Source organism: Methylobacterium sp. Leaf123 (genome assembly GCF_001423405.1).
In the GTDB taxonomy this organism is placed as follows: Bacteria; Pseudomonadota; Alphaproteobacteria; order Rhizobiales; family Beijerinckiaceae; genus Methylobacterium.
Window position 1 is genome coordinate 560,641 of record NZ_LMNS01000012.1, and the last position, 19,788, is coordinate 580,428.

Genomic DNA, 19,788 nt, shown 5'->3' on the forward strand with positions numbered 1-19,788 from the left:
GCGGCGGGCGCCTTCAGGCCGCCGCGCGGGTGACGGCGTCCACGACTTCGTCCACCACCTCGGCGACGAGATCACGGTCGTCTCCCTCGGCCATCACCCGGATGACGGGCTCGGTGCCGGAGGGGCGGATCACGAGGCGGCCCGACTGGCCGAGCCGGTCCTTGGCATGGGCGATGGCGGTGACGACCGAATCCGCGCGCAGGGGCTCACCGGAGCGGAAGCGGACGTTCTTGAGGATCTGCGGCAGCGGCTCGAAGCAGTGGCACACTTCGCTCACCGGGAGGTTGCGGCGCTTGACGACGCTGAGGAGCTGAAGCGCGGCCACCAGTCCGTCGCCCGTGGTCGCGTAGTCCGACATGATGATGTGGCCGGATTGTTCTCCGCCGAGATTGTAGCCGTGCTGGCGCATATGTTCGAGCACGTAGCGATCGCCGACCGCCGTGCGGGCGAGCGTGAGACCGATGCTGTTGATGTAGCGTTCGAGGCCGAGATTCGACATGATCGTCGCGACCAGCCCCGGCTGGGTCAGGCGCTCATCCTCCTGCCAGGAGCGGGCCACGGCTGCCATGAGCTGGTCGCCATCGACCTTCTGGCCCTTCTCATCGACGATCAGCACACGGTCGGCATCGCCATCGAGGGCGATCCCGACATCGGCGCGCAGCTCCCGCACCTTCTGAACGAGGGATTCGGGTGCGGTCGAGCCGACATCGTGATTGATGTTGAACCCGTCCGGCTCGACGCCGATGGAGATCACTTCGGCGCCCAGTTCCCAAAGGGTCTCCGGGGCGACGCGATAGGCCGCGCCGTTGGCGCAATCCACGACGACCCGCAGGCCGTCCAGGGTGACGTGGCGCGGCAGCGTGCGTTTGGCGAACTCGATGTACCGGGCATGCACGCTCTCGATCCGCTTGGCCCGGCCGAGGTCGCGCGAGGCGGAGAGGCGGTTGCGCATGTCGCCGTCGATCAGGCTCTCGATCTCGAGTTCGAGCTCGTCGTTGAGCTTGAAGCCGTCGGGGCCGAACAGCTTGATGCCGTTATCCTCGAACGGATTGTGCGAGGCCGAGATCATCACGCCGATATCGGCACGCATCGAGCGGGTCAGCATGGCGACGGCGGGGGTCGGCATCGGCCCGAGCAGCAGCACGTCCATGCCGACGGAGGTGAAGCCGGCGACGAGCGCGGTCTCGATCATGTATCCCGAGAGTCGGGTATCCTTGCCGATCACGACGCGGTGGCGATGGTCGCCGCGCTGGAAGATCACGCCCGCGGCCTGCCCGACCTTGAGGGCCAGTTCCGGCGTGATGACGCCGTTGGCCCGTCCGCGGATGCCGTCGGTTCCGAAGTGTTTGCGCAACGTCGCTTCTCCGCGCTCGGCGTGGTTCGCAGCCAGGCACATTATCAGAATGGAACCCGGCCGGCTGGGCGGATCGCGGGTATCGTGAACCGGTTGCTCCGCGACAAAGGCGGTCGAAATGCGGCGGCCCAGCCTGTTTAGCCGGCGGCGAAAGCATCATCTCTATCGAAGAAGGTGCGGCAGGCCCGAGAGCAGCAGGGCGATGCCCGAGACGGTGAGGAGGCCGAGGACGAGCCGGCGAAACCCGGTCTCGCTCAAGCCGATATAGACACGCGTGCCGATGATGGTGGGGATCAGCATCGCCGGCAGCACCACCATAAGCATCGGCAGCGTGCTTCGTGTGACGATCCCGGACGCGACGTAGAGGGTCAGCGTGACGGCCAGCATCGACAGATTGAAGTTCTGGATGACGGCGCGCTGCACGTCACGCTCGTAGCCGCGGAGCGTGCACCAGAGCGTCGGCAGCGTGCCCGTGAAGCCACCGAGACCGCCGAGGATGCCGCCGCCGAGGCCGACGGCGGCGTCGGCGATCCGGCCGCCGACGGTGATCCGTGGCAGCTCCTTCGACAGGAGCATCGCGGGGCACCAGAGCACGAGAAGGGCGCCGAGGATCGTCTTGAGCCAGTGCATGTCGAGCTGCGGCAGCAGGAGCGTCCCGAGCGGCACACCGGCCAGACCGCCGAGCACGAACGGCGCGAGGAGGCGGATCTCGAAGCCCCGGCGCATGGTGACGGCAGCGATGATCTGCCCCGTGAGGGCGCCGGTGACGGCCAACGCCGCTGCGAGCTGTGGGTCGATCACCCAAGCCCAGATCGACATGGCGACGAGGCCGAACGCGAAGCCCGACAATCCTTGCACGAAGCCGGCGATGGCCGCGCCGAAGGCGACGATGAGATAGACCGAACTCGACATGCGCCGGGTCGCTACACGCTTGTCTTGAGGAACGGCCTGTCGGTGCGTTGCTGCGCGATGGCCACGAAAAAGGGGCGCCTCGCAGCGCCCCTTCTCCAACTTGGGTCTGGCGATCAGCCCTGCGGCTGCGGGCTCGGCTCCAACCCGCCGTCGCTGCCGCGCGGGCGGCCACGGCCGGTCGAGGGCACCGGCGAACCGCGCGCCGGGGTCGGCGGGACGTCGCCCGAGTCGCGCACCGGCGGCTCGCCCTGGAGCAGCTTGCGGATCTCGTCGCCGGACAGGGTCTCGTATTCGAGCAGGCCCTGCGCCAGCGCCTCGAGATCATCCTTGCGCTCCGCGAGGATGCGGCGCGCCTCCTCCAGGCCCGCCTCGACGAGGCGGCGCACTTCCGCATCGATCTTCTGGGCGGTGGCCTCCGAGACCGTCTGCTGGCGGCCCATCGACATGCCGAGGAAGACCTCGTCGTTGTTGTCGCCGTAGGCGACGGTGCCGAGCTCCGGCGAGAAGCCCCAGCGGGTGACCATCATCTTGGCCAGCCGCGTCGCCTGCTCGATGTCGGACTGGGCGCCGGAGGTCACCTTATCCTTGCCGAAGATCATCTCCTCGGCGATGCGGCCGCCCATCATGATCGCCAGCCGCGAGGTCATCTGCTCGAACGACATCGACAGCTTGTCGCGCTCGGGCAACTGCATGACCATGCCGAGCGCCCGACCGCGGGGAATGATTGTCGCCTTGTGCACGGGATCGGTGGCCGGGACGTTGAAGGCGACGATGGCATGGCCGCCTTCGTGGTAGGCGGTGAGCCGCTTCTCGTCCTCGGTCATGACCAGGGTGCGCCGCTCGGCGCCCATCATCACCTTGTCCTTGGCGTCCTCGAACTCGTGCATCGTGACGATGCGCTTGCCGCGGCGTGCGGCAAGCAAGGCCGACTCGTTGACGAGGTTCATCAGGTCGGCACCCGAGAAGCCGGGCGTGCCGCGGGCAATGACCTTGAGATCGACATCGGGCGCCAGCGGCACCTTGCGGACGTGAACGCGCAGGATGCGCTCGCGGCCCGTCACGTCCGGGTTCGGCACCATGATCTGGCGGTCGAAACGGCCGGGACGCAGCAGGGCCGGGTCGAGCACGTCGGGGCGGTTGGTCGCCGCGATGATGATGACGCCCTCGTTGGCCTCGAATCCGTCCATCTCCACGAGGAGCTGGTTGAGGGTCTGCTCGCGCTCGTCATTGCCGCCGCCGAGGCCGGCGCCGCGATGGCGGCCGACCGCGTCGATCTCGTCGATGAAGATGATGCAGGGCGCGTTCTTCTTCGCCTGCTCGAACATGTCGCGGACACGGCTCGCGCCGACGCCAACGAACATCTCGACGAAGTCCGAACCGGAGATCGTGAAGAAGGGCACGTTGGCCTCACCCGCGACCGCGCGGGCGATCAGGGTCTTCCCGGTGCCGGGCGGGCCGACGAGCAGCACGCCGCGCGGGATGCGGCCGCCGAGGCGCTGGAACTTCTGGGGATCGCGCAGGAACTCGACGATCTCCTGAAGGTCCTCCTTGGCTTCCTCGACGCCGGCCACGTCGTCGAAGGAGACGCGCCCATGCGCCTCGTTGAGGAGCTTGGCCTTCGACTTGCCGAAGCCCATGGCGCGCCCGGCGCCGGACTGCATCTGGCGCGAAAGGAAGATCCAGGCGCCGATGAACACGAGGATCGGCAGCCAGCTCACGAGAAGCTGGATGAACCAGGGCGTGTTGTCGGAGGGCGGACGCGCGGTGATCTGCACACCCTTGCCCTGGAGCTTCGAGACCAGGCTCGGGTCGTTCGGGGCGTAGCTGGTGAAGTTGCCGCCGCCCACATAGGTGCCGCTCACGTCCTGGCCGGAAATCGTGACGGACTGAATCTTGCCGGCGTCGGCATCGTTCAGGAGCTGGCTGTAGGCGATCTCACTGCCGCCGCCACGGTGACCCGGGTTCTGGAACAGGGTCACGAGGGCGAGCACCAGCAGGAAGATGACGACCCACAGGGCGAAATTGCGGAAATTCGGGTTCATCGATCGGTCCTGGGAGGCGTGCGAGCGTCGTCCCGCAATGTCGCGGCATACCCCACGCACTCCCCGCCAATGTAGGCGGCGCCCCACCGGTTGCCAAGTAAATCGGCTTCACCTGCGGCGAGGGCGACCGCATAACGTTAGCGGCGGCGGTCCGGCGCCCTTCGCGGCGGTGCCGCGGCAAGGCGGATCGTCCCCTCCCCGTCCGCCGCGATCAGCACGCCGCGGAGGGTGCGACGCACCGCCCTCCCCTCGGCCAGAGCCGGCAGCAGCGCGTCAAGAACGAGGGTCTCGAGCCGTTCCAGGCGTTTCGGGACGGGTGGCTCGTGCGCTAGCGCGACCATATCGAACGCTGCGTCGATGACGCGTAAGACGATGGCGCTTGGTTCGCGGCGCAGGCGATCGCCGTCGAGTCGCAGGCTCCGCTCATCGGTGCGCGTGATCCGCGACAACACGGCCTCGGCACGCTGCCTCAGCGCCGCGTCGTCCCGCCCGGCCCGAGCGGCAAGGCGGCCGAGTCGCGCTGCGTTCAGGCCCTCCTCCGCGAGCAGCGGTAGAAGGCGGCGCAACCGGGCTCGGGTGAAGCGCTCGTCCGTGTTGGAGGGATCGCGCAAGAACGGAAGCTGGTGCCGCTCGCAATAGGCCACGAGGTCGGCCTTAGGGATGCTGAGGAAGGGCCGCGCCAATCGGATGCCCGGTGCCAGCGGGCGCTCGTTCCGCATCCCGGCGAGACCGGAGGGCCCACTTCCGGCGATGAGACGCATCAGCACGGTCTCGGCCTGATCGTCGAGCGTGTGAGCCGTGAGAACGAGGTGGGCGCCGATCCGCGCGGCATGGTCCGCAAGGAGCCTGTAGCGGGCGCCGCGTGCGGCAGCCTGGATACGGCTGCCGTGTCGCGGCGCATCCCAGGTCAGAATCGTGTGGATGAGGCCGAGTTCGGCGGCGAGGTGCCCGACTCCGATCGCCTCTTCGACCGAACCCGGTCGGAGGGCGTGGTCCACTGTCGCGACGCAGACCCGGTCGTTCCCCGATCGGGCCGCCGCGTGCATCAGCGCCGTGGAATCGGGGCCGCCCGAGACGGCGAGCAGCGCCGGGCGAGCGGAATCGTCGAGGAAGGGTGCGAGGGCGCGGGCGAGGCGTTCGTCGAGGAGCGTCGCGCTCAAGCGGCGCAGCGGGCGCGCTTCTGCTCGCGCTCGACGCCCTGGCGCACGTTGGCGCCGGCGCTCGGAAACTTCCGCTCGACCTCGGCCAGCGTGGCGCAGGCCTGGGCCTTGGCCCCGAGCGCATGCAGGGAGGTGCCGAGCTTCAGCATCGCCTCGGGTGCGACGGGCGAATTGGCGTAGTCGGTCGAGACCTTCAGGAATTGCTCGGCGGCTTCGCGGGAGCGGCTGCGCTGGAGGTAGCTCTCACCGAGCCAGTAGGTCGCCTTCGGCACCAGCCGGTCGCGCGGATGCGACTGGATGAACTGGCGCAGGCTCATCTCGGCCTGCTCGTACTGGCGCTCGCGAATGAGGGCGTAGGCGGCCTCGAAATCGGCCTGCGCGTCGCCGCTGCCGGTGGCGGCAATGCTGGCGCTCCCAACGGGGGCTTCTACCGGCGCGATCGACCCGGTGCGCGCGGGCGGCGGTGAGAGATCCACCGGACCGCCGAAGCCGGGCGGTGGCAGATCCCCGTCCTCGGACGCGTCGGCCTCCGCTTCGACCACCGTCGGGGGGACGGAGCGGCGCAGGGGTGTCTCGGCCTCGGCGATGGCGCCGGTCGGCAAAGGCAGGGAGGGCTGCGTCGTCCCGAGCGGCTTCGGGGCGCCCGGCGCGTTCGGGTTCTGCTCGGGATCGAAGGCATCGCTGCGCTTGCCGGGCCGGCCCTCACCCGGATTGGTGCCATAGGGGGTGGCGGAGGGCGGTGCCGCGGCGGGTGCCGGGGCCTTGCGAGCGGGGGCGGCGGCGCTCCCCTTCCCTTCCTGGAAGCGGAACTCGACATCCTCCTGGAACTTCCGAAGCTGTTCCTTGAGCTGCCGGTTCTCGTACTGGAGCGTCTCGATTTGTCCCGAGAGCTGCCGGGACACGTTCTCGAGGCGGTTGAGGCGCACCACGAGTTCCGACGCATCCTGCGCCTGCGCGCCGCAAAGCACCGCTGGCGCGATCGCGAAACCGAGTCCGAGGGTCAGGAGGAGGCGGCGGAACATGGCGGCTGGCACCGATCGGTCTTTTGGTTCGCGGCCGACGTCGTGTCCTCCCCGAAACCTCCGCAGCGCCGTCGCGGCCGGAGCGGCGACGGTCGACGACCGGCGGTTCGATGAGGCACGCTTACCCGATAGCAGATGGCCCGGTCGGCCGCAAAACCGGGCCCGCACCCGACTTTAGGAGCCTGCGCCGCCGTCGAGAACGCTGACGGAACGGCGGTTCTGCGACCAGCAGGAGATGTCGTTGCAGACCGCCACCGGGCGCTCCTTGCCGTAGGACACCGTCCGCATCCGCGAGGCCGAGATGCCGCGGGAGGCGAGGTAATCCTGCACCGTCTGCGCGCGGCGGGCGCCGAGAGAATAGTTGTACTCCCGCGTGCCGCGCTCGTCGGCATGGCCCTCGATGAGGAAGCTATAGCGCGGGTAGCGCTGGAGCCACGATGCCTGCTTGTCGAGGGTGGCGGTCGCGGTCGGGGTGAGATCGGTCGAGTCGGACTCGAAGAACACCCGGTCGCCGATATTCACCACGAAATCCTGGGCGCTGCCGGGGCGGGCTGCGCCTCCGGGGCCACCCGCACCGAAGCCGGACGCGTCGGCAAGATCGCTGTCCTTGCTGCAGGCGCCGAGGCCGAGTGCGGCGCAGAGTGCCAGCGTCAGGGAAAGCCCACGGAAACGCGCGGGTGTCGACATCGTCTCTCTCCTCACGGCCGAGCCGTGCCGGTTGTCCTGCCGGTGCCTGCTCCGATCGTCTGGCGATCAGGGCCGGCTCCGAATCTCAGTCTGAAGGCGCTCCCGATCACCGGACACGGATGCGTGGCGGCGCAGAGCGTTCTCGTCCTGAACGGTGTAGCTGGGGATGGTTAAGTGTCTCTCACGCAAGCACCCGTGCCGCTGTCTGTCCGTGAGACGGGCCCGAGAGCCGTGCGCGACCGCACCCGGCCCGTCGCCGATCCAAGCTCGACGGCAGCGGCCTCACTGTTCTGCCCAGGATTGCGGCGGGCCGTGGGCGCGCGCGGCAACGGCAACGCTTTGCCTGCCGATGTTGCGATGCGGCAACAGGGCCCACCTCACACGCCGCGTAACGTCGCGATCGCGTTCCGAGCCTGGCGGGCGGCGTGAACGGCAATGTCCAGCGGCGGCGCGATGTCCGCACCGCTCAGACAGGCCTGCTCCAGGGCCGCACAGGCGCCCGATAGGCGGTGGAAGGACAATGCGCCGCTCGACGAGACGAGGATGTGGGCGTCACTGGCCAAGCGCGACGCCTCGCTGGCCGGCGGATCGAGGCGGATGGCGATCTCGTGATCGAGGACTTCGAGCAGCTCCATGAGGCGGGGGCGGCCGAACAGGTCCTCCAGCTCCGCCAGTGCCTCGGCATCGAAGGCCTGTGCCTGGGCGGGACGCTGCGCGTCAGGCTCATTCATTCCATTGCTCAGCTTTGCCAAAACTTGCTATGCGGCAGTGGAGTTAATGATGCATTAACTGTTCCGCCATGTGATGGGCGCGCCGCAAACTGGACAAAGGCCATGCCTTCCGCCCCGACCGTGCTCATCGTCGAGGACAATTACCTGCTACTCGAGATGCTGACGCGGCTGTGCGAGCGTGAGGGCATGCGCGTGCTTGCCGCCTCGAGCGGCGAGGCCGCGCTGACGACGCTGCGGGACGGGGGCGCGGCCATCGATTGGCTGTTCACCGACATTCTCTTGCCCGGCCTGATCGACGGCTGGACCGTGGCCGCGGCCTATCGCGAGCGTCATCCGACGCGGCCGGTCGTCTACGCGTCGACTGGGGCGCAGATCGAGAGCCGCACGGTTCCCGGCAGCCTCTATATCCGCAAGCCATTCGAGGCGCGGGAGATCGTGGAGCTGGCAAGCGTGATGGCCGCATCGCTCGGCCTCGGAGAGGGGCGCCGCGTCGCCGGCTGACGCAGGCCGAGCCGAATCGATCTACGCCGCGCCAAAGAGCGCACCGATCTCCTGATCCTTTTCCCAGGCCTCGACCCGCGCATTGGTGAGGTCTTCCGGCCGATGCCGGGCATAGAGGGCGAAGCTCTCGGCCACGAAATCCGGCAGTTCGAGCAGGCGCGGCGCGGTGCGGCGGCCGTCGCCCTTGAACAGGGTCGAGCCCGGCACGCCGTAGCGTTCGGCGATTCCCGGCAGGACCGGCCAGACCGGCTCGGATGTGAGCGCATCGGGCGCGTAGGCCTCGACCGGGATGTCGAGCGGGTCGCAGCCGGTCTCACGGGCGAGGCGCCGGGCGATGTCGCCGAGAACGTGCAGGTGCGGGTGATTGATAACGTGCATGAACACGCCGCCGCGACTCCACAACGCGAATTCCCGTTCCAGGCCGAACCCGACATCGCGGGCCGTGCGCAGCAGGTAATCGGCGCTCGCCTGCCACAGGTCGAAATAGCCGAGCCGCTCGAAGACGGCACCGGTATAGAGCCGCAGGGTCGCCTCGAGGCTCAGTCCCTGTCGGAAGCCGTGGAGCGCGATTGCCGAGTGATACGGCCCGATCGGCGAGGCGACGAGACGCGACAGCCTCAGGCTCGCTTCGTCGCCCACATGGATGAGATCGGGGTGGAAGCCGGAGAACAGCATCGTCGGAAACAGCCGAAGGCCCGGCACGCGTTCGGCCAGCCCATGGACATTGCCGCCCGCGACAAAGCCCGTGGGAAAGAAATGTGAGAAGACGTAATCGGCGTTGCCGAGATGGCGTGCCAGCCGATCGAGATGCCCGAACCGTTTGCCGAGTCGGGCAACGAGGAGCGTTTCGACCGCGGCCCCCGGCAGCAGCAGCCGCAGGGCCTGCGCGACGCCAGCCGCCTGGCAATTGCCGATCACCACGATCCGCGGGCGGCCAGCCGGCCGCTGCCACGGTCTCGCCCAGGATCGCGGGGAGAACGGCTGCGCTGCGAAGGCCTGGACGGCCGGGGCGATCGGTTTGAAAAGGACGGGGAGCGGGGCCAAGCGGCGCGCGGCCTCTCGCGGGCATGCGTGCAGGAACGGATCAGGCGATGAACCCTTACCGCGATCTACCGGCCGAGCGCTTCTGGCGCAAGGCGGTGGCGGGCGTGCCGCCCTTCGCCCTCGATCCGGGGCCGCGGGAGACCTTCCGCATCGCCCGCACCGATCGCGTTGCCACCGCCGGCTCCTGCTTCGCGCAGCGCGTCTCGCAGGCGCTCGCCCGCGGCGGATTCCGCTACCACGTCACGGAAACCGCACCCGATGGGTTGAGCGAGGCCGAGGCGGCGGCGCGTCAGTTCGGCACCTTCTCGGCGCGCTACGGCAATCTCTACGGCCCGCGGCAGTTCGTGCAGCTCTTCGACCGGGCCTTCGGCGCCTTCGATCCGCAACTCAAGGCGTGGCAGCGGGAGGACGGGCGCCTCGTCGATCCGTTCCGCCCGACCATCGAACCCGCAGGCTTTGCCGACGAGGCGGCGGTGATCGAAGCCCGCGAAACCCATCTCGCCCGGGTGCGCGACCTCTTCGAGAGCCTCGACGTGCTGGTCGTGACGCTCGGCCTCACTGAGGGTTGGCGTTGCCGCGCCGATGGGGCGGCGCTCTCCCTCGCGCCGGGCGTGGCGGGCGGTCAGTTCGATTCGCAGGAGGTCGCCTTCGTCAATGCGGGTACGGCCGAGGTGATCGCCGACGTCAACGGGTTCCTCGCTCGGCTCTGGAGCGTGAATGCGGGTGCGCGGGTCATCCTCACCGTCTCACCGGTGCCGCTGATCGCGACCTATTGCGACCAGCACGTGCTCGTCGCCAACGCACACTCGAAGGCGGTGCTGCGGGCGGCTGCCGGGGAGATCTGCGAACGCAACGATCCGCGCCTCGTCTACTTCCCGTCCTACGAGATCATCACGAGCCACACCAATGGCGGGCGCTATTACGAGGAAGACCAGCGCGGCATCGCCGAGGCCGGCGTCGCCCACGTGATGCGCGCCTTCATGGCCAGCTTCGCCCCCGGTTCGGCCGAGAAACCGGAGCCGCCGCGCGCCCACGACAGCGAAGCAGAGTTCGCCGGCACCGCAGGCGTCATCTGCGACGAGGAGACGATCGAACGCAGCCTCGCCTGAGAGGCGTTCCGCTCGATCCGAGCGGGACGCATAACGCTCAGCCCGCGCGGCGCGTGAGGACGCGACCCATCGTGTCGGCACGCCGGGATCCCGCCGAAGCCCAAATCCGCCCTCCCAAGGGGCTCAGTCGGGTTTGGGATGATCCGGGGCTACTTGAGGTGGGCGAAGTAGACGTCGCCCGCTGCCCGCTTCAGTTCGGCGCCGGCATCGCGGCCGATCGCATCGGCATCCGCGGCCATTCCCTCGCGATGGACCGCCCAGTGGCGGCTGCCATCCGGCAGGAACAGCAGCCCGTCGAGGCTGATGCGATCCCCCGTCACCTGCGCGAGCGCGGCGATGGGGGTGCGGCAGGACCCGTCGAGTTCGGCAAGGAGCCCGCGCTCCGCATCGAGCGCCGTCGTCGTGGTGGCGCAGGCGACGGGCGCCAGCAGCGCTCGGATCGCGTCATCACCGGCCCGGCACTCGATGCCGAGTGCACCCTGCGCCACGGCCGGAAGCATCTCCTCCACCGAGAGCACGCTGCGCGCTACATCCGCCATCCCGAGGCGCTGCAGGCCGGCGAGCGCCAGCAGCGTGGCATCGCACTCCCCCGCTTCCAGCTTGCGCATCCGGGTGTTGGCGTTGCCGCGCAGGGGCACGATGCTGAGATCGGGCCGGTGCATCAGCACCTGCGCCCCACGCCGGAGCGAGGAGGTGCCGACCCGTGCGCCGGGCGGCAAATCGGCCAAGCCCTTGGCCCCGTTCGCGCTGAGGAAGGCATCGCGCGGGTCGTCGCGTTCCAGGATGCAGGCGATGGCGAGCCCCTCGGGCAGCCACGTCTCCACGTCCTTCATCGAGTGAACGGCGATGTCGATCTCGTCGGCGAACAGCGCCTGTTCCAGCTCCTTGGTGAACAGGCCCTTGCCGCCGATCTCGGAGAGCGGCCGGTCGAGCACGCGGTCGGCCACGGTCGAGACGACGACGATCTCCGTCTCCAGCCCCGGATTGGCGGCGACGATCCGATCGCGGACCATGCCGGTCTGGGCCAGCGCCATCGGGCTGCCACGGGTTCCGATTCGCAAGGCGCGTGAAAGGCTCATGCTCGCGCTTTACCCGAGACGATGCCGCCCGTCACGCGCCGGCGCGCCGGTGGGGCCGCACGGGAGGCGAGGTCCCGGCGGCACATTGTCGGAAAACTTTTCGCAAGGGGCTGGACACACCGTCCGCCCGTTGCTAATCCGCCGCCACCGAACGGGATTGGTGGCCCGGCGGTGCAGCTTCCTCCGGGACGCTTCGGGCGCATAGCTCAGTTGGTAGAGCAGCTGACTCTTAATCAGCGGGTCCTAGGTTCGAACCCTAGTGCGCCCACCAAATCTTTCAGACACTTCGCAGTCAATGCCTTCGAGGCGTTGGAGACCTGTTGGAAGTGATGGATTACGCGGCGTTCCTGCCCTGCTGATCACCCTCAGTTCTGCGAACCTCCTCGACTTTGACAATGCGTTGCGATTGTAGCGGCTCGTGGTGATCGTGTCGGCATGGGGCGCGGCCTTTTCGGCCCCTTGGCGGCATCGGCCGGTGTCTCCCGATCGCGCCACGTCTGCACAGGGGTCGGGCTGCTGCTGACGCGCCTGGCCGCCGCCCTCATGCTCTCTTGACGTCGTTGTGTCGCGCGGGCGCTGCCGTGACGAACTTGGCCCACAGCGCATCCCTCGCCGCATGGTGGTCAAACATACCACCACACCACGGGATCAAACGCCGAGTCCACGGGCAACTCTCGAACCTCTAACTATCCGACGGCCGAGTGCGGCTTTTGCCCGTCGATGAACCGCCTTTGAGACAATCGACATCCTGACGGTTTCAGAGGCCGAGGGCCAAGCCGTCACTGCGCGGATCGTGGGCGCCGACGAAGCGGCCGTCATCTTCGATGCGGATCGCGCCCGGATGGCCGGCCAGGGGGCTCTGGGCGGGGATGGGGCTGATCGCGTGCCCTCGCGCCTTCAACTCGTCGAACACGGCCTGACCCGCATCGAGTTCGAGCTTCAAGCTGTCGCGGCTGTCCGAGAACGTCTTGCCCAGAAGGAACCGGGGCCGCGCGAGAGCGGTGAGCGGATCCATCCGGTAATCGATCAGGCGCGTCAGCACGGCAGCGAGGGTCTGCGGCTGGCCGTCGGCGCCCTGTGTTCCGTACAGCAACGCCGGACGGCCGTTCTTGAAATACATGCCGGGATTGAGCGTGTGGAACGGACGCTTTCCAGGGCGCACCACGTTGATGCTGTTAGCGTCCACGCTGAAGGACGCGCCGCGGTTGTGCCAGAGAATGCCGGTATCGCCCGCGACGACGCCGCTTCCCCAGTCGAAATAGACCGTCTGCAGCAGGCTGACACAATTGCCGTCGCGGTCGGCAGCTCCGATGAAGACGGTATCGCCGGTCTTGAAGACATGCGGCCAGGATGCCGCCTTGCGCGGATCGATGCTCCGGGCCTGCGCGTCGAGGTGCGAGGCCGATAGCAGGCGATCGACCGGCACATCGAAGAAATCGGGATCGGCGATGAAGCGGTTGCGGTCGATGAAGGCCCGCTTCACCGCCTCGACGAGGAGGTGGTAGTAATCGGCGCTGCCCTCGGGGATGGAGGCCACGTCGAAACGGTCGAGAATTCCCATGATCTCGAGGGTGGTGAGGCCCTGCGTCGGCGGGCGCAGGCTGACGAGTTCCCCGCCCCGGTAGGGCACGCGCAGCGCGCTCTCGTTCCGGGCCCGGCAGCGGGCGAGGTCGTCGGCTGTGAGGGGCGAACCCGCCTGGTGCAGGCCGCGCGCGATCCGGTGGGCCAGCTCGCCCTCGTAGAAATCGCGGCCGCCGTTCTCCGCGAGCGTCGTCAGGGTGCGGGCGAGGTCGGGTTGGCGGAACGTCTCCCCGACATCCGGGATGCGGCCCTCAGCCGTGAACACGCGCACGACATCGGGCCAGTTGCCGATCTCCTTGGCGCGGAAGTTCGCCCAGAAGCGTTGCGACGGCGTCAGGGGAAAGCCGTCCGATGCGTAGGCGATGGCCCGCTGGAATAGCCCCTTCCAGGAATGCCGCCCGCCCCAGGCCCGCTGGCTGTAGGTGAAGGCTTGCTCCCAAGTATCGACGGCCGCCGCCGCCGTGATCGCCGAGCCCGGCCCGCGAAGCGGGATCGGCTGGCCGTCATCCGGCCGCTTCGCGGCGGCTTGGCCGATGCCGGACAGGGTGAAGCTGGCGCCGTTGCGGTCGCTGACGATCATGAAGGCGTCACCGCCCAGGCCGCAGAAATGCGGATAGGTCACACACAGAGTCGCGTTGATGGCGATCGCCGCCTCGATGGCGTTGCCGCCGGCCCGCAGCACCGCCCGCCCGGCTTCGCTGGCGAGTTCGTGCGGGCTCGTCACCATGCCCTGGCGGGATTGGGCGAGGGCGCCGCGGGGGACACTCGCTTCGGCGAAGAGACGGCTCGGCATGGTCGTCGCCCCCAGGGCCACCGCGGAGGTCAGGAGAAGCGCGCGCCGCGAGGCGGCCGGCGCACGGGTTCGATGATCTTCGCTCTGATCCATGGCCGCGTCTCCGGGGCTTCCGCTGGGGCCGGGCGAGCGATCGGTTGCCCGGTGAGGCCTGAGGCCGGCCGCACGGTGCGGCTACTCCACCACTTCGGCGGCATGCGCCGCGATCGCGCCGGCCGTGGTGAGCCAGACCGTGTCGCGATACCCGGCGATCCGTTCGAGCGCCTGGCGCAGGGGGCGCAGCCGGTGCGGCTGGCCGACGATGTAGGGGTGGAGGGCGATGCCCATGACGAGCGGCGCGCGGCGCGACTGGTCGAGCATCTCCTCGAAGGCGTCGGTGATGGCCTCGGCGAAGGCGCGGGGCTCGTCCTTGCGGGCGACGATCGCGGGGATGTCGTTCAGCTCCTGCGGATAGGGCACCGAGAGGATGCGCCCGCCGTCGCGGGTTGCGAACCAAGTCGGCTGGTCGTCGTGGCACCAGTCGAGCAGGTAGCGGTAGCCCGCCTCCGCCAGCAGGTCCGGTGTGACCCGCGACTGTGAGATCCAGGGTCCGAGCCAGCCCGCCGGTGCCCTGCCCTCCTCCCGCGTCAGCACCGCGGTTGCCTCGGCGATGAGGGCGCGCTCCTCGGCTTCCGAGAGGGTGCCTTGCCGCTCGGAATTGCTGCGCCCATGCCCGACGATCTCGTCGCCGCGGACGCGGAAGGCTTCGATCAGGCCCGGACAGTCCCGGTAGATCCGACTGTTGACGAGGATGCTCGCCGGCATCTGCAGGTCATCGAGCAGGTCGCGGATGCGCCATGCGCCGACCCGGTTGCCCCAATCGCGCCAAGCATAGTTGAGCACGTCCGGCTGCGGCCCGCCGGGTGCCAGTTCGGCGCCGAGTCCGCCACCGAAATCGAAGGTTTCGAGGTTGAGGGCGAGATAGACCGCGAGGCGTTTTCCCCCCGGCCAATCGTAGACCGGGCGGTCCGGCAGGGCGGAATAGGCGTAGCGGCCATGGCCGGCCGGGGGCGGCGCCGATGTCGTCACGGGGATGGTCTCGATCCTGTTGGTGTGGGAGGCGTGCACCGTCACGCCGCTCCGAGATAGGCCGCCTCAAGGGCCGCGTCCGCCTTGAGCTCCGCCGCCGTGCCGGATGCGGCGACGCGTCCCTGTTCCAGGACGTAGCCTCGGTCCGCCACGGTCAGCGCCAGCGCAGCCATTTGATCGACGATCAGAATCGTCGTGCCCGCATCGCGCAGCTCGGCGACGGTGGCGTAGAGGCTGTTGATGATCGCGGGGGCGAGCCCGAGGGAGGGCTCGTCGAGCAGGAGGATGCGCGGATGCGCCATCATCCCGCGGGCGATGGCGAGCATCTGCTGCTCCCCGCCCGAGAGCAGGCCGGCGCGGCTGCCCGCCCGCTCGCGCAGGCGCGGGAAGCGGTCGAGCAGGGCCTCGACCTCCGCCGGATCGACCCGGCCGCTGCGGCTCCAAGCGCCGAGGCGGATGTTCTCGACCACGGTGAGTTCGGGAAAGACCTGCCGCCCCTCCGGCACGAGGGCGAGGCCGAGGCGCGCGATCCTATGCGCCGGCAGGGCTGCGACCGGCGCGTCCGCGAGCACGATCGACCCCTCGACCGGGCGCAGCAGGCCGGCGAGCGCCCGCATCGCCGTCGACTTGCCGGCCCCGTTGGAGCCGAGCAACGCCACGGTCTCGCCCGGCCGCACCGCGAGAGCGATGCCGTCGAGGACGGGCGCGGCGCCGTAGCCGGCGCGCAGGCCGTGGGCGGACAGTACCGCGTCGGCTGCGCCGGTCCAGGGCGCCGCCCGCGGCCGGGCCGGGGTCTCGGCGGCCCCGAGATAGGCGCGGAGCACGGCGGGGTCGCGCCGCACCTCGGCCGGCGTGCCGCGGGCAATGGGGCGGCCCGCATCCATGACGAGGATGCGGTCGGATACGCCCATCACAAGGGGCATGTCGTGCTCGACGAGGATCACCGCGATGCCGCAGGCCGCGATCCGGCGCAGCAACGCGCCGAGACGGTCGGTCTCGGCACGGGCGAGGCCCGCCGCCGGCTCGTCGAGGAGCAGCACAAGCGGGGTCCCGGCCAGCGCGCGGGCGATCTCGACGAGACGCCGGTCGACATGCGGCAGCTCGGAGGCCGGACGGTCGAGGGCGCCGGCATAGCCGACGAAAGCTAGCAGGGCTGCCGCCTCCTGCCGGTCCCGCGCCTGCGCCCGGCGCAGTAGGCGCCCCGGCGCACGGGCGAGGATGACGTTCTCGATGACGCTGAGCGAACCGAACAGCCGCGTCGTCTGATAGGTGCGGGCGATGCCGGCGCGGGCGATGGCGTGGGCCGGCCGTCCGGCGAGTTCGCGCGCGCCGAGGCGGATCGTGCCGGTGCTCGGCCGGTAGAAGCCGGAGATCATGTTGAGGACGGTGGTCTTGCCGGCGCCGTTCGGACCGATGACGCTGGTGATCGCGCCGGGCGATGCTTCGAAGGCGACCCCGTCCGCCGCCCGGATGCCACCGAAGGCGATGCCGAGCCCCTCGACGGCGAGCGGCTCGCCCCCGGCTCTATGCAGGAAGTCCGGCGCTTCCGATCCCGGCTCCGAGTGCGCCCCGCCGTCCCGCGGCAGCAGGCGGGCGAGGCTACCGACGAGGCCGGCCGGCACGAGCCAGAGCACGACGAGGGTGGTGAGGCCGAAGAACAGCAGCCGGTACTCGGCCAGCCCCGCCAGCGCCTCGGGCAGCAGCACCGTCACCAGCGCGCCGAACAGGGGGCCGAGCACGGTGCCGGCCCCGCCGACCACCACCGCGAGAACGAACAGGATCGACTGCGTGAAGGGGAAGGAGCTCGGCGCGATGAACAGCATCAGCGGCGGCAGCACCGCGCCTGCGAGCCCGGTCAGCGCCGCCGAGATCGCGAAGGCGGCGGTCTTCACCCGGACCGGATCGAAGCCGAGCGAGGCGGCGGCGACATCGGCGTCGCGCACCGCTCGCAGGGCCTGTCCGAGGCGGGCATGGCGGAGCCGGTGGAAGCCGTAGAGGCTGAGGCCCGCTGCCGTTACCGCGAGGATCGCGAGGTCGCGCTCACCGAGGGGCAGGCCGAACAGGCTCGGGCCGGTCGCGACCACGAGGCCGTTCTGCCCGCCGGTGAGTTCCCCGCCCTCGATCAGCGCGTGCTCGACGAGGAAGCCGAACGCGATCGTCACCATGGCGAGATAGGGCCCGCGCACCCGCATCGCGGGCACGGCGAGCAACGCGCCAACGAGGCCGGAGAGGCCCGCCGCGGCGGGAAGTGCCAGCCAGAAGCTTACGCCCTGAAGCGTCAGAATCGCGCTGGCATAGGCCCCGAGCGCGTAGAACCCCGCATGGCCGAAGGAGATCAGGCCGGCGAGCCCGAGCAGGACGTTGAGGCCGGTGCCGGCGAGCACCGTGAGGGCCACGAGGGCGATGACGAAGTGGCTGTAGCCGCTCGTTGCGGCAACGAGGCCAAGGCTCGCGAGCGTCAGGGCCAGGATGGCGAGCGGCATCGCGGCCGGCGCCCGGAGGATCGAGCGCATGGTCAAACCTTATTGACGGCGGCGCGGCCGAGCAGGCCGTTCGGGCGGAGTGCCAGCGCGAGAATGATGACCGAGAAGACGACGATCTGGGTCGCGCCGGAGCCGAGGGTCGCGGTGACGCCGGCCTCCACGAGGCCGTAGAGGAGGCCCGCCAGCACCACGCCGGTGGCCGAACCGATGCCGCCGAGAATCGCCACCGCGAAGGCCTTGATACCGAACAGGGCGCCCATTTCCGCCGAGACGGAGAAGAGCGGCGCGATGAGCAGCCCCGCCGCACCGGCGAGCACGGCGGAGAGCGCGAAGGCGCAGGCCACCGTGCGGGCGACGTCGATGCCCATCAGCCGCGCGGCTTCCGAATTTTGGGCCACGGCCAGCAGCACGCGGCCGAGTTCGGTGCCGCGGAACACGGCGCGGATCGCGATTGCCGCCGCGACGCCGACGACGGGGATCACGAGCTGGAGCGGGTAGACGCCCGCGCCGAGAACCTGCACGGGCGCCGCGACCAGCGCCGAGGGCAGGCTGCGCGGTTCCTTGCCGAAGGTGAAGAGCAGGACGTTGTCGAGGATGATGCCGCCGGCCACCGTCGCCAGGAGCCACGCATCGGAGCCGCGCACGACGAAGGGGCGCACCAGCAGCCGCTCGACGGCAAGCCCGAGCCCTGCGCAGCCGGCCAAGGCGGCGGCGACGGCCAGCGGCATCGGCCAGCCGAGCTGGACCGCGAAGGTATAGCCCAGCACTGCGCCGAGGGTGACGGCGCTCCCTTGCGCGAAGTTCACGGTGCCGGAGACCGCGAAGGTGATGTGGAAGCCGAGCGCGACCAGCCCATACATGCTGCCGAGGCCGAGCCCGCTGACGAGGGTGCTGGTCAGCATGGTGACATCCCCTGCCCTCTTCCGGGAAGGTGGCTCCGGACGTTGCTCACTTCGGCGCCGATCACTTGGTCACCGCGACGATCTCGCCGTTCTTGAAGCTCGCGAAGATGTAGTCGTCTGGCCTCAAGGCATCGTGCTGGCCCGGTGCGAACGGCGCCTCGTAGGTCTTGATCAGTCCGGAATAGGGCGCGACCTTGTAGAAGCCGTCGCGAACCTTCGGCCCCTCGGTGGCGCCTGCCGCCTGAATCGCCAGGGCGATCAGGTGCGTGGCGTCGTAGGCGTTGGCGATGCCGACGGCGGGCGTGACGTCGGCCATGGACTTGATCGCCGGGTATTTCGCCTTGAGTGCGTCCAGCACCGCCTTCGCCTTCGGGCTGTCGTTGCCGGCGAAGGTGAAGGTCTGGACGAAGTGTACCCGCGCCGCGCCCGGCCCGGCGAGTTCATCGAAGCGCCCGCCGGCCGGTCCCCAATGGGAGATCACCGGCACGGTCCAGCCCATCCGGTCGAGGGACTTCACCACCTGGGCCGAGGGACCGACATTGCCGACGAGGAACAAGGCGTCGGCCCCGGCCTCACGCAGCCGGGAGAGCTGCGGGACCATGTCGATGTCGTTGGCCTCGTATTTCTCGATGCCGGCGCTGGGGAGACCCGCGGCCTTCAGCGCCGCGACCAGCCCCTGCTGGTTCGACTCGCCCCAGGCGTTGTTGACGAGGATCGCGCCGGGCTTCTTCGCGCCATAGGTCTTCACCGCGTAGGCGACGAGGGCCTCGTCCACGAGCGCGTCGACCGCAGAGACCCGGAACACATAGTTGTCGGCGGCGCCGTTGCGGGTGATGCCGGTGCCCGCCGCCCAGGGCCCGACGAAGGGCACCTTCATCTGGTTGGCGATCGGCACGATCGCCATCGAGACCGGCGTGTCGAGCCCGCCGATCAGGGCAACGACCCCGGCGCGCTGAATCAGCTCGCGGGCGGCGAGCACGCCCTTGGACGGGTTGGCCTCGTCGTCGCGGGCAACCAGTTCCAGCGGCCGGCCGAGGACGCCACCGTTGCGGTTGATCTCTTCGATCGCCAGCCCGATCCCGCGGGAGATCGCCTCGCCGGATTTCGCCGATTGCCCACTGAGCGCGGTGACGAGACCGATCTTTACGGGCTCGGCGGCCCGAACCGGGCCGAGGCTCGCGAACCCCGCCAGAACGGCGCCGAGGACGAAGCGCCGTGCGAGGGAGCGAGCAGGCGTGAGGCGTTGGGGCATGGCGATCCGGCTCCGTATGCGGTCGACCACGGACCGCAATGGGCGTGCCAGACGAACCGCGCTTGATT

16 protein-coding genes and 1 tRNA gene are annotated in these 19,788 nt (G+C 69.6%); 3 read left to right on the forward strand and 14 right to left on the reverse strand.

Annotated features, from left to right (window positions below; translation table 11 throughout):
• Positions 1 to 13 precede the first annotated feature (13 nt).
• The 7 genes from glmM to ASF53_RS12380 all read right to left on the reverse strand — a co-directional run bounded on the left by glmM (position 14) and on the right by ASF53_RS12380 (position 7,908).
• The gene (gene glmM, locus ASF53_RS12350; RefSeq protein WP_056198516.1) at positions 14 to 1,354 is read right to left on the reverse strand and encodes a phosphoglucosamine mutase; all 1,341 of its coding nucleotides are present in this window, start codon (positions 1,352 to 1,354) and stop codon (positions 14 to 16) included.
• Positions 1,355 to 1,516: 162 nt separating this feature from the next.
• On the reverse strand, positions 1,517 to 2,266 hold the full coding sequence (locus ASF53_RS12355; RefSeq protein WP_056198297.1) for a sulfite exporter TauE/SafE family protein: 750 nt from the start codon (positions 2,264 to 2,266) through the stop codon (positions 1,517 to 1,519).
• 113 nt (positions 2,267 to 2,379) lie between these two features.
• Entirely contained in the window at positions 2,380 to 4,308 is a 1,929-nt protein-coding gene (gene ftsH, locus ASF53_RS12360; RefSeq protein WP_056198300.1) for an ATP-dependent zinc metalloprotease FtsH, read from the reverse strand.
• 137 nt (positions 4,309 to 4,445) lie between these two features.
• Positions 4,446 to 5,468, reverse strand: coding sequence for a tRNA lysidine(34) synthetase TilS (tilS, locus tag ASF53_RS12365; protein WP_056198302.1), 1,023 nt, complete (start codon positions 5,466 to 5,468; stop codon positions 4,446 to 4,448).
• Entirely contained in the window at positions 5,465 to 6,490 is a 1,026-nt protein-coding gene (ybgF, locus tag ASF53_RS12370; RefSeq protein WP_056198304.1) for a tol-pal system protein YbgF, read from the reverse strand. Before ybgF ends, tilS begins: the two co-directional genes overlap by 4 nt.
• A gap of 174 nt (positions 6,491 to 6,664) precedes the next feature.
• Positions 6,665 to 7,177: a peptidoglycan-associated lipoprotein Pal gene (gene pal / locus ASF53_RS12375; RefSeq protein ID WP_003601510.1), complete on the reverse strand. Its 513-nt coding sequence runs from the start codon at positions 7,175 to 7,177 to the stop codon at positions 6,665 to 6,667.
• 377 nt (positions 7,178 to 7,554) lie between these two features.
• Positions 7,555 to 7,908 carry an Hpt domain-containing protein gene (locus tag ASF53_RS12380; RefSeq protein WP_056198307.1) on the reverse strand — a complete coding sequence of 118 codons (354 nt, stop codon included), beginning with the start codon at positions 7,906 to 7,908 and terminating at the stop codon, positions 7,555 to 7,557.
• A 102-nt stretch (positions 7,909 to 8,010) separates the two neighbouring features.
• On the opposite strand from ASF53_RS12380, the gene ASF53_RS12385 reads away from it, so the two are divergent.
• A complete protein-coding gene (locus ASF53_RS12385) occupies positions 8,011 to 8,409 on the forward strand; it encodes a response regulator (protein ID WP_056198310.1) in 399 nt (132 codons plus the stop codon).
• A gap of 21 nt (positions 8,410 to 8,430) precedes the next feature.
• Here ASF53_RS12385 and ASF53_RS12390 read toward each other — a convergent pair whose 3' ends face one another.
• A complete protein-coding gene (locus ASF53_RS12390; protein WP_056198313.1) occupies positions 8,431 to 9,453 on the reverse strand; it encodes a WcbI family polysaccharide biosynthesis putative acetyltransferase in 1,023 nt (340 codons plus the stop codon).
• A 47-nt stretch (positions 9,454 to 9,500) separates the two neighbouring features.
• On the opposite strand from ASF53_RS12390, the gene ASF53_RS12395 reads away from it, so the two are divergent.
• A complete protein-coding gene (locus tag ASF53_RS12395; protein ID WP_056198315.1) occupies positions 9,501 to 10,562 on the forward strand; it encodes a GSCFA domain-containing protein in 1,062 nt (353 codons plus the stop codon).
• 149 nt (positions 10,563 to 10,711) lie between these two features.
• Here the strand turns inward: ASF53_RS12395 and hemC are convergent, their stop codons facing one another.
• Entirely contained in the window at positions 10,712 to 11,641 is a 930-nt protein-coding gene (hemC, locus tag ASF53_RS12400) for a hydroxymethylbilane synthase (RefSeq protein WP_056198318.1), read from the reverse strand.
• A gap of 195 nt (positions 11,642 to 11,836) precedes the next feature.
• On the opposite strand from hemC, the gene ASF53_RS12405 reads away from it, so the two are divergent.
• Positions 11,837 to 11,912 (forward strand) — tRNA-Lys (locus tag ASF53_RS12405).
• Between the two features lie 486 nt (positions 11,913 to 12,398).
• Here ASF53_RS12405 and ggt read toward each other — a convergent pair.
• From ggt to ASF53_RS12430, 5 genes are all read right to left on the reverse strand, one after another.
• Positions 12,399 to 14,108: a gamma-glutamyltransferase gene (gene ggt / locus ASF53_RS12410; RefSeq protein ID WP_056198321.1), complete on the reverse strand. Its 1,710-nt coding sequence runs from the start codon at positions 14,106 to 14,108 to the stop codon at positions 12,399 to 12,401.
• 81 nt (positions 14,109 to 14,189) lie between these two features.
• The gene (locus tag ASF53_RS12415) at positions 14,190 to 15,128 is read right to left on the reverse strand and encodes a polysaccharide deacetylase family protein (protein ID WP_056198324.1); all 939 of its coding nucleotides are present in this window, start codon (positions 15,126 to 15,128) and stop codon (positions 14,190 to 14,192) included.
• Positions 15,125 to 17,596, reverse strand: a complete 2,472-nt coding sequence (locus ASF53_RS12420) for a branched-chain amino acid ABC transporter ATP-binding protein/permease (protein ID WP_056198326.1) — start codon at positions 17,594 to 17,596, stop codon at positions 15,125 to 15,127. The genes ASF53_RS12415 and ASF53_RS12420 overlap by 4 nt, the downstream gene beginning before the upstream one ends.
• 2 nt (positions 17,597 to 17,598) lie before the next feature.
• On the reverse strand, positions 17,599 to 18,468 hold the full coding sequence (locus ASF53_RS12425) for a branched-chain amino acid ABC transporter permease (RefSeq protein WP_056198329.1): 870 nt from the start codon (positions 18,466 to 18,468) through the stop codon (positions 17,599 to 17,601).
• Between the two features lie 61 nt (positions 18,469 to 18,529).
• On the reverse strand, positions 18,530 to 19,720 hold the full coding sequence (locus tag ASF53_RS12430) for an ABC transporter substrate-binding protein (RefSeq protein WP_056198332.1): 1,191 nt from the start codon (positions 19,718 to 19,720) through the stop codon (positions 18,530 to 18,532).
• Between the last annotated feature and the right edge of the window lie 68 nt (positions 19,721 to 19,788).

Coding starts and splice junctions, on each gene's coding strand:
- ASF53_RS12395 (WP_056198315.1), top strand. CDS start 9,501: ATGAACCCTTACCGCGATCTACCGGCCGAGCGCTTCTGGCGCAAGGCG.
- ASF53_RS12420 (WP_056198326.1), bottom strand. CDS start 17,596: ATGCGCTCGATCCTCCGGGCGCCGGCCGCGATGCCGCTCGCCATCCTG.
- ASF53_RS12385 (WP_056198310.1), top strand. CDS start 8,011: ATGCCTTCCGCCCCGACCGTGCTCATCGTCGAGGACAATTACCTGCTA.
- ggt (WP_056198321.1), bottom strand. CDS start 14,108: ATGGATCAGAGCGAAGATCATCGAACCCGTGCGCCGGCCGCCTCGCGG.
- ftsH (WP_056198300.1), bottom strand. CDS start 4,308: ATGAACCCGAATTTCCGCAATTTCGCCCTGTGGGTCGTCATCTTCCTG.
- ybgF (WP_056198304.1), bottom strand. CDS start 6,490: ATGTTCCGCCGCCTCCTCCTGACCCTCGGACTCGGTTTCGCGATCGCG.
- pal (WP_003601510.1), bottom strand. CDS start 7,177: ATGTCGACACCCGCGCGTTTCCGTGGGCTTTCCCTGACGCTGGCACTC.
- ASF53_RS12430 (WP_056198332.1), bottom strand. CDS start 19,720: ATGCCCCAACGCCTCACGCCTGCTCGCTCCCTCGCACGGCGCTTCGTC.
- hemC (WP_056198318.1), bottom strand. CDS start 11,641: ATGAGCCTTTCACGCGCCTTGCGAATCGGAACCCGTGGCAGCCCGATG.
- ASF53_RS12425 (WP_056198329.1), bottom strand. CDS start 18,468: ATGCTGACCAGCACCCTCGTCAGCGGGCTCGGCCTCGGCAGCATGTAT.
- ASF53_RS12380 (WP_056198307.1), bottom strand. CDS start 7,908: ATGAATGAGCCTGACGCGCAGCGTCCCGCCCAGGCACAGGCCTTCGAT.
- ASF53_RS12355 (WP_056198297.1), bottom strand. CDS start 2,266: ATGTCGAGTTCGGTCTATCTCATCGTCGCCTTCGGCGCGGCCATCGCC.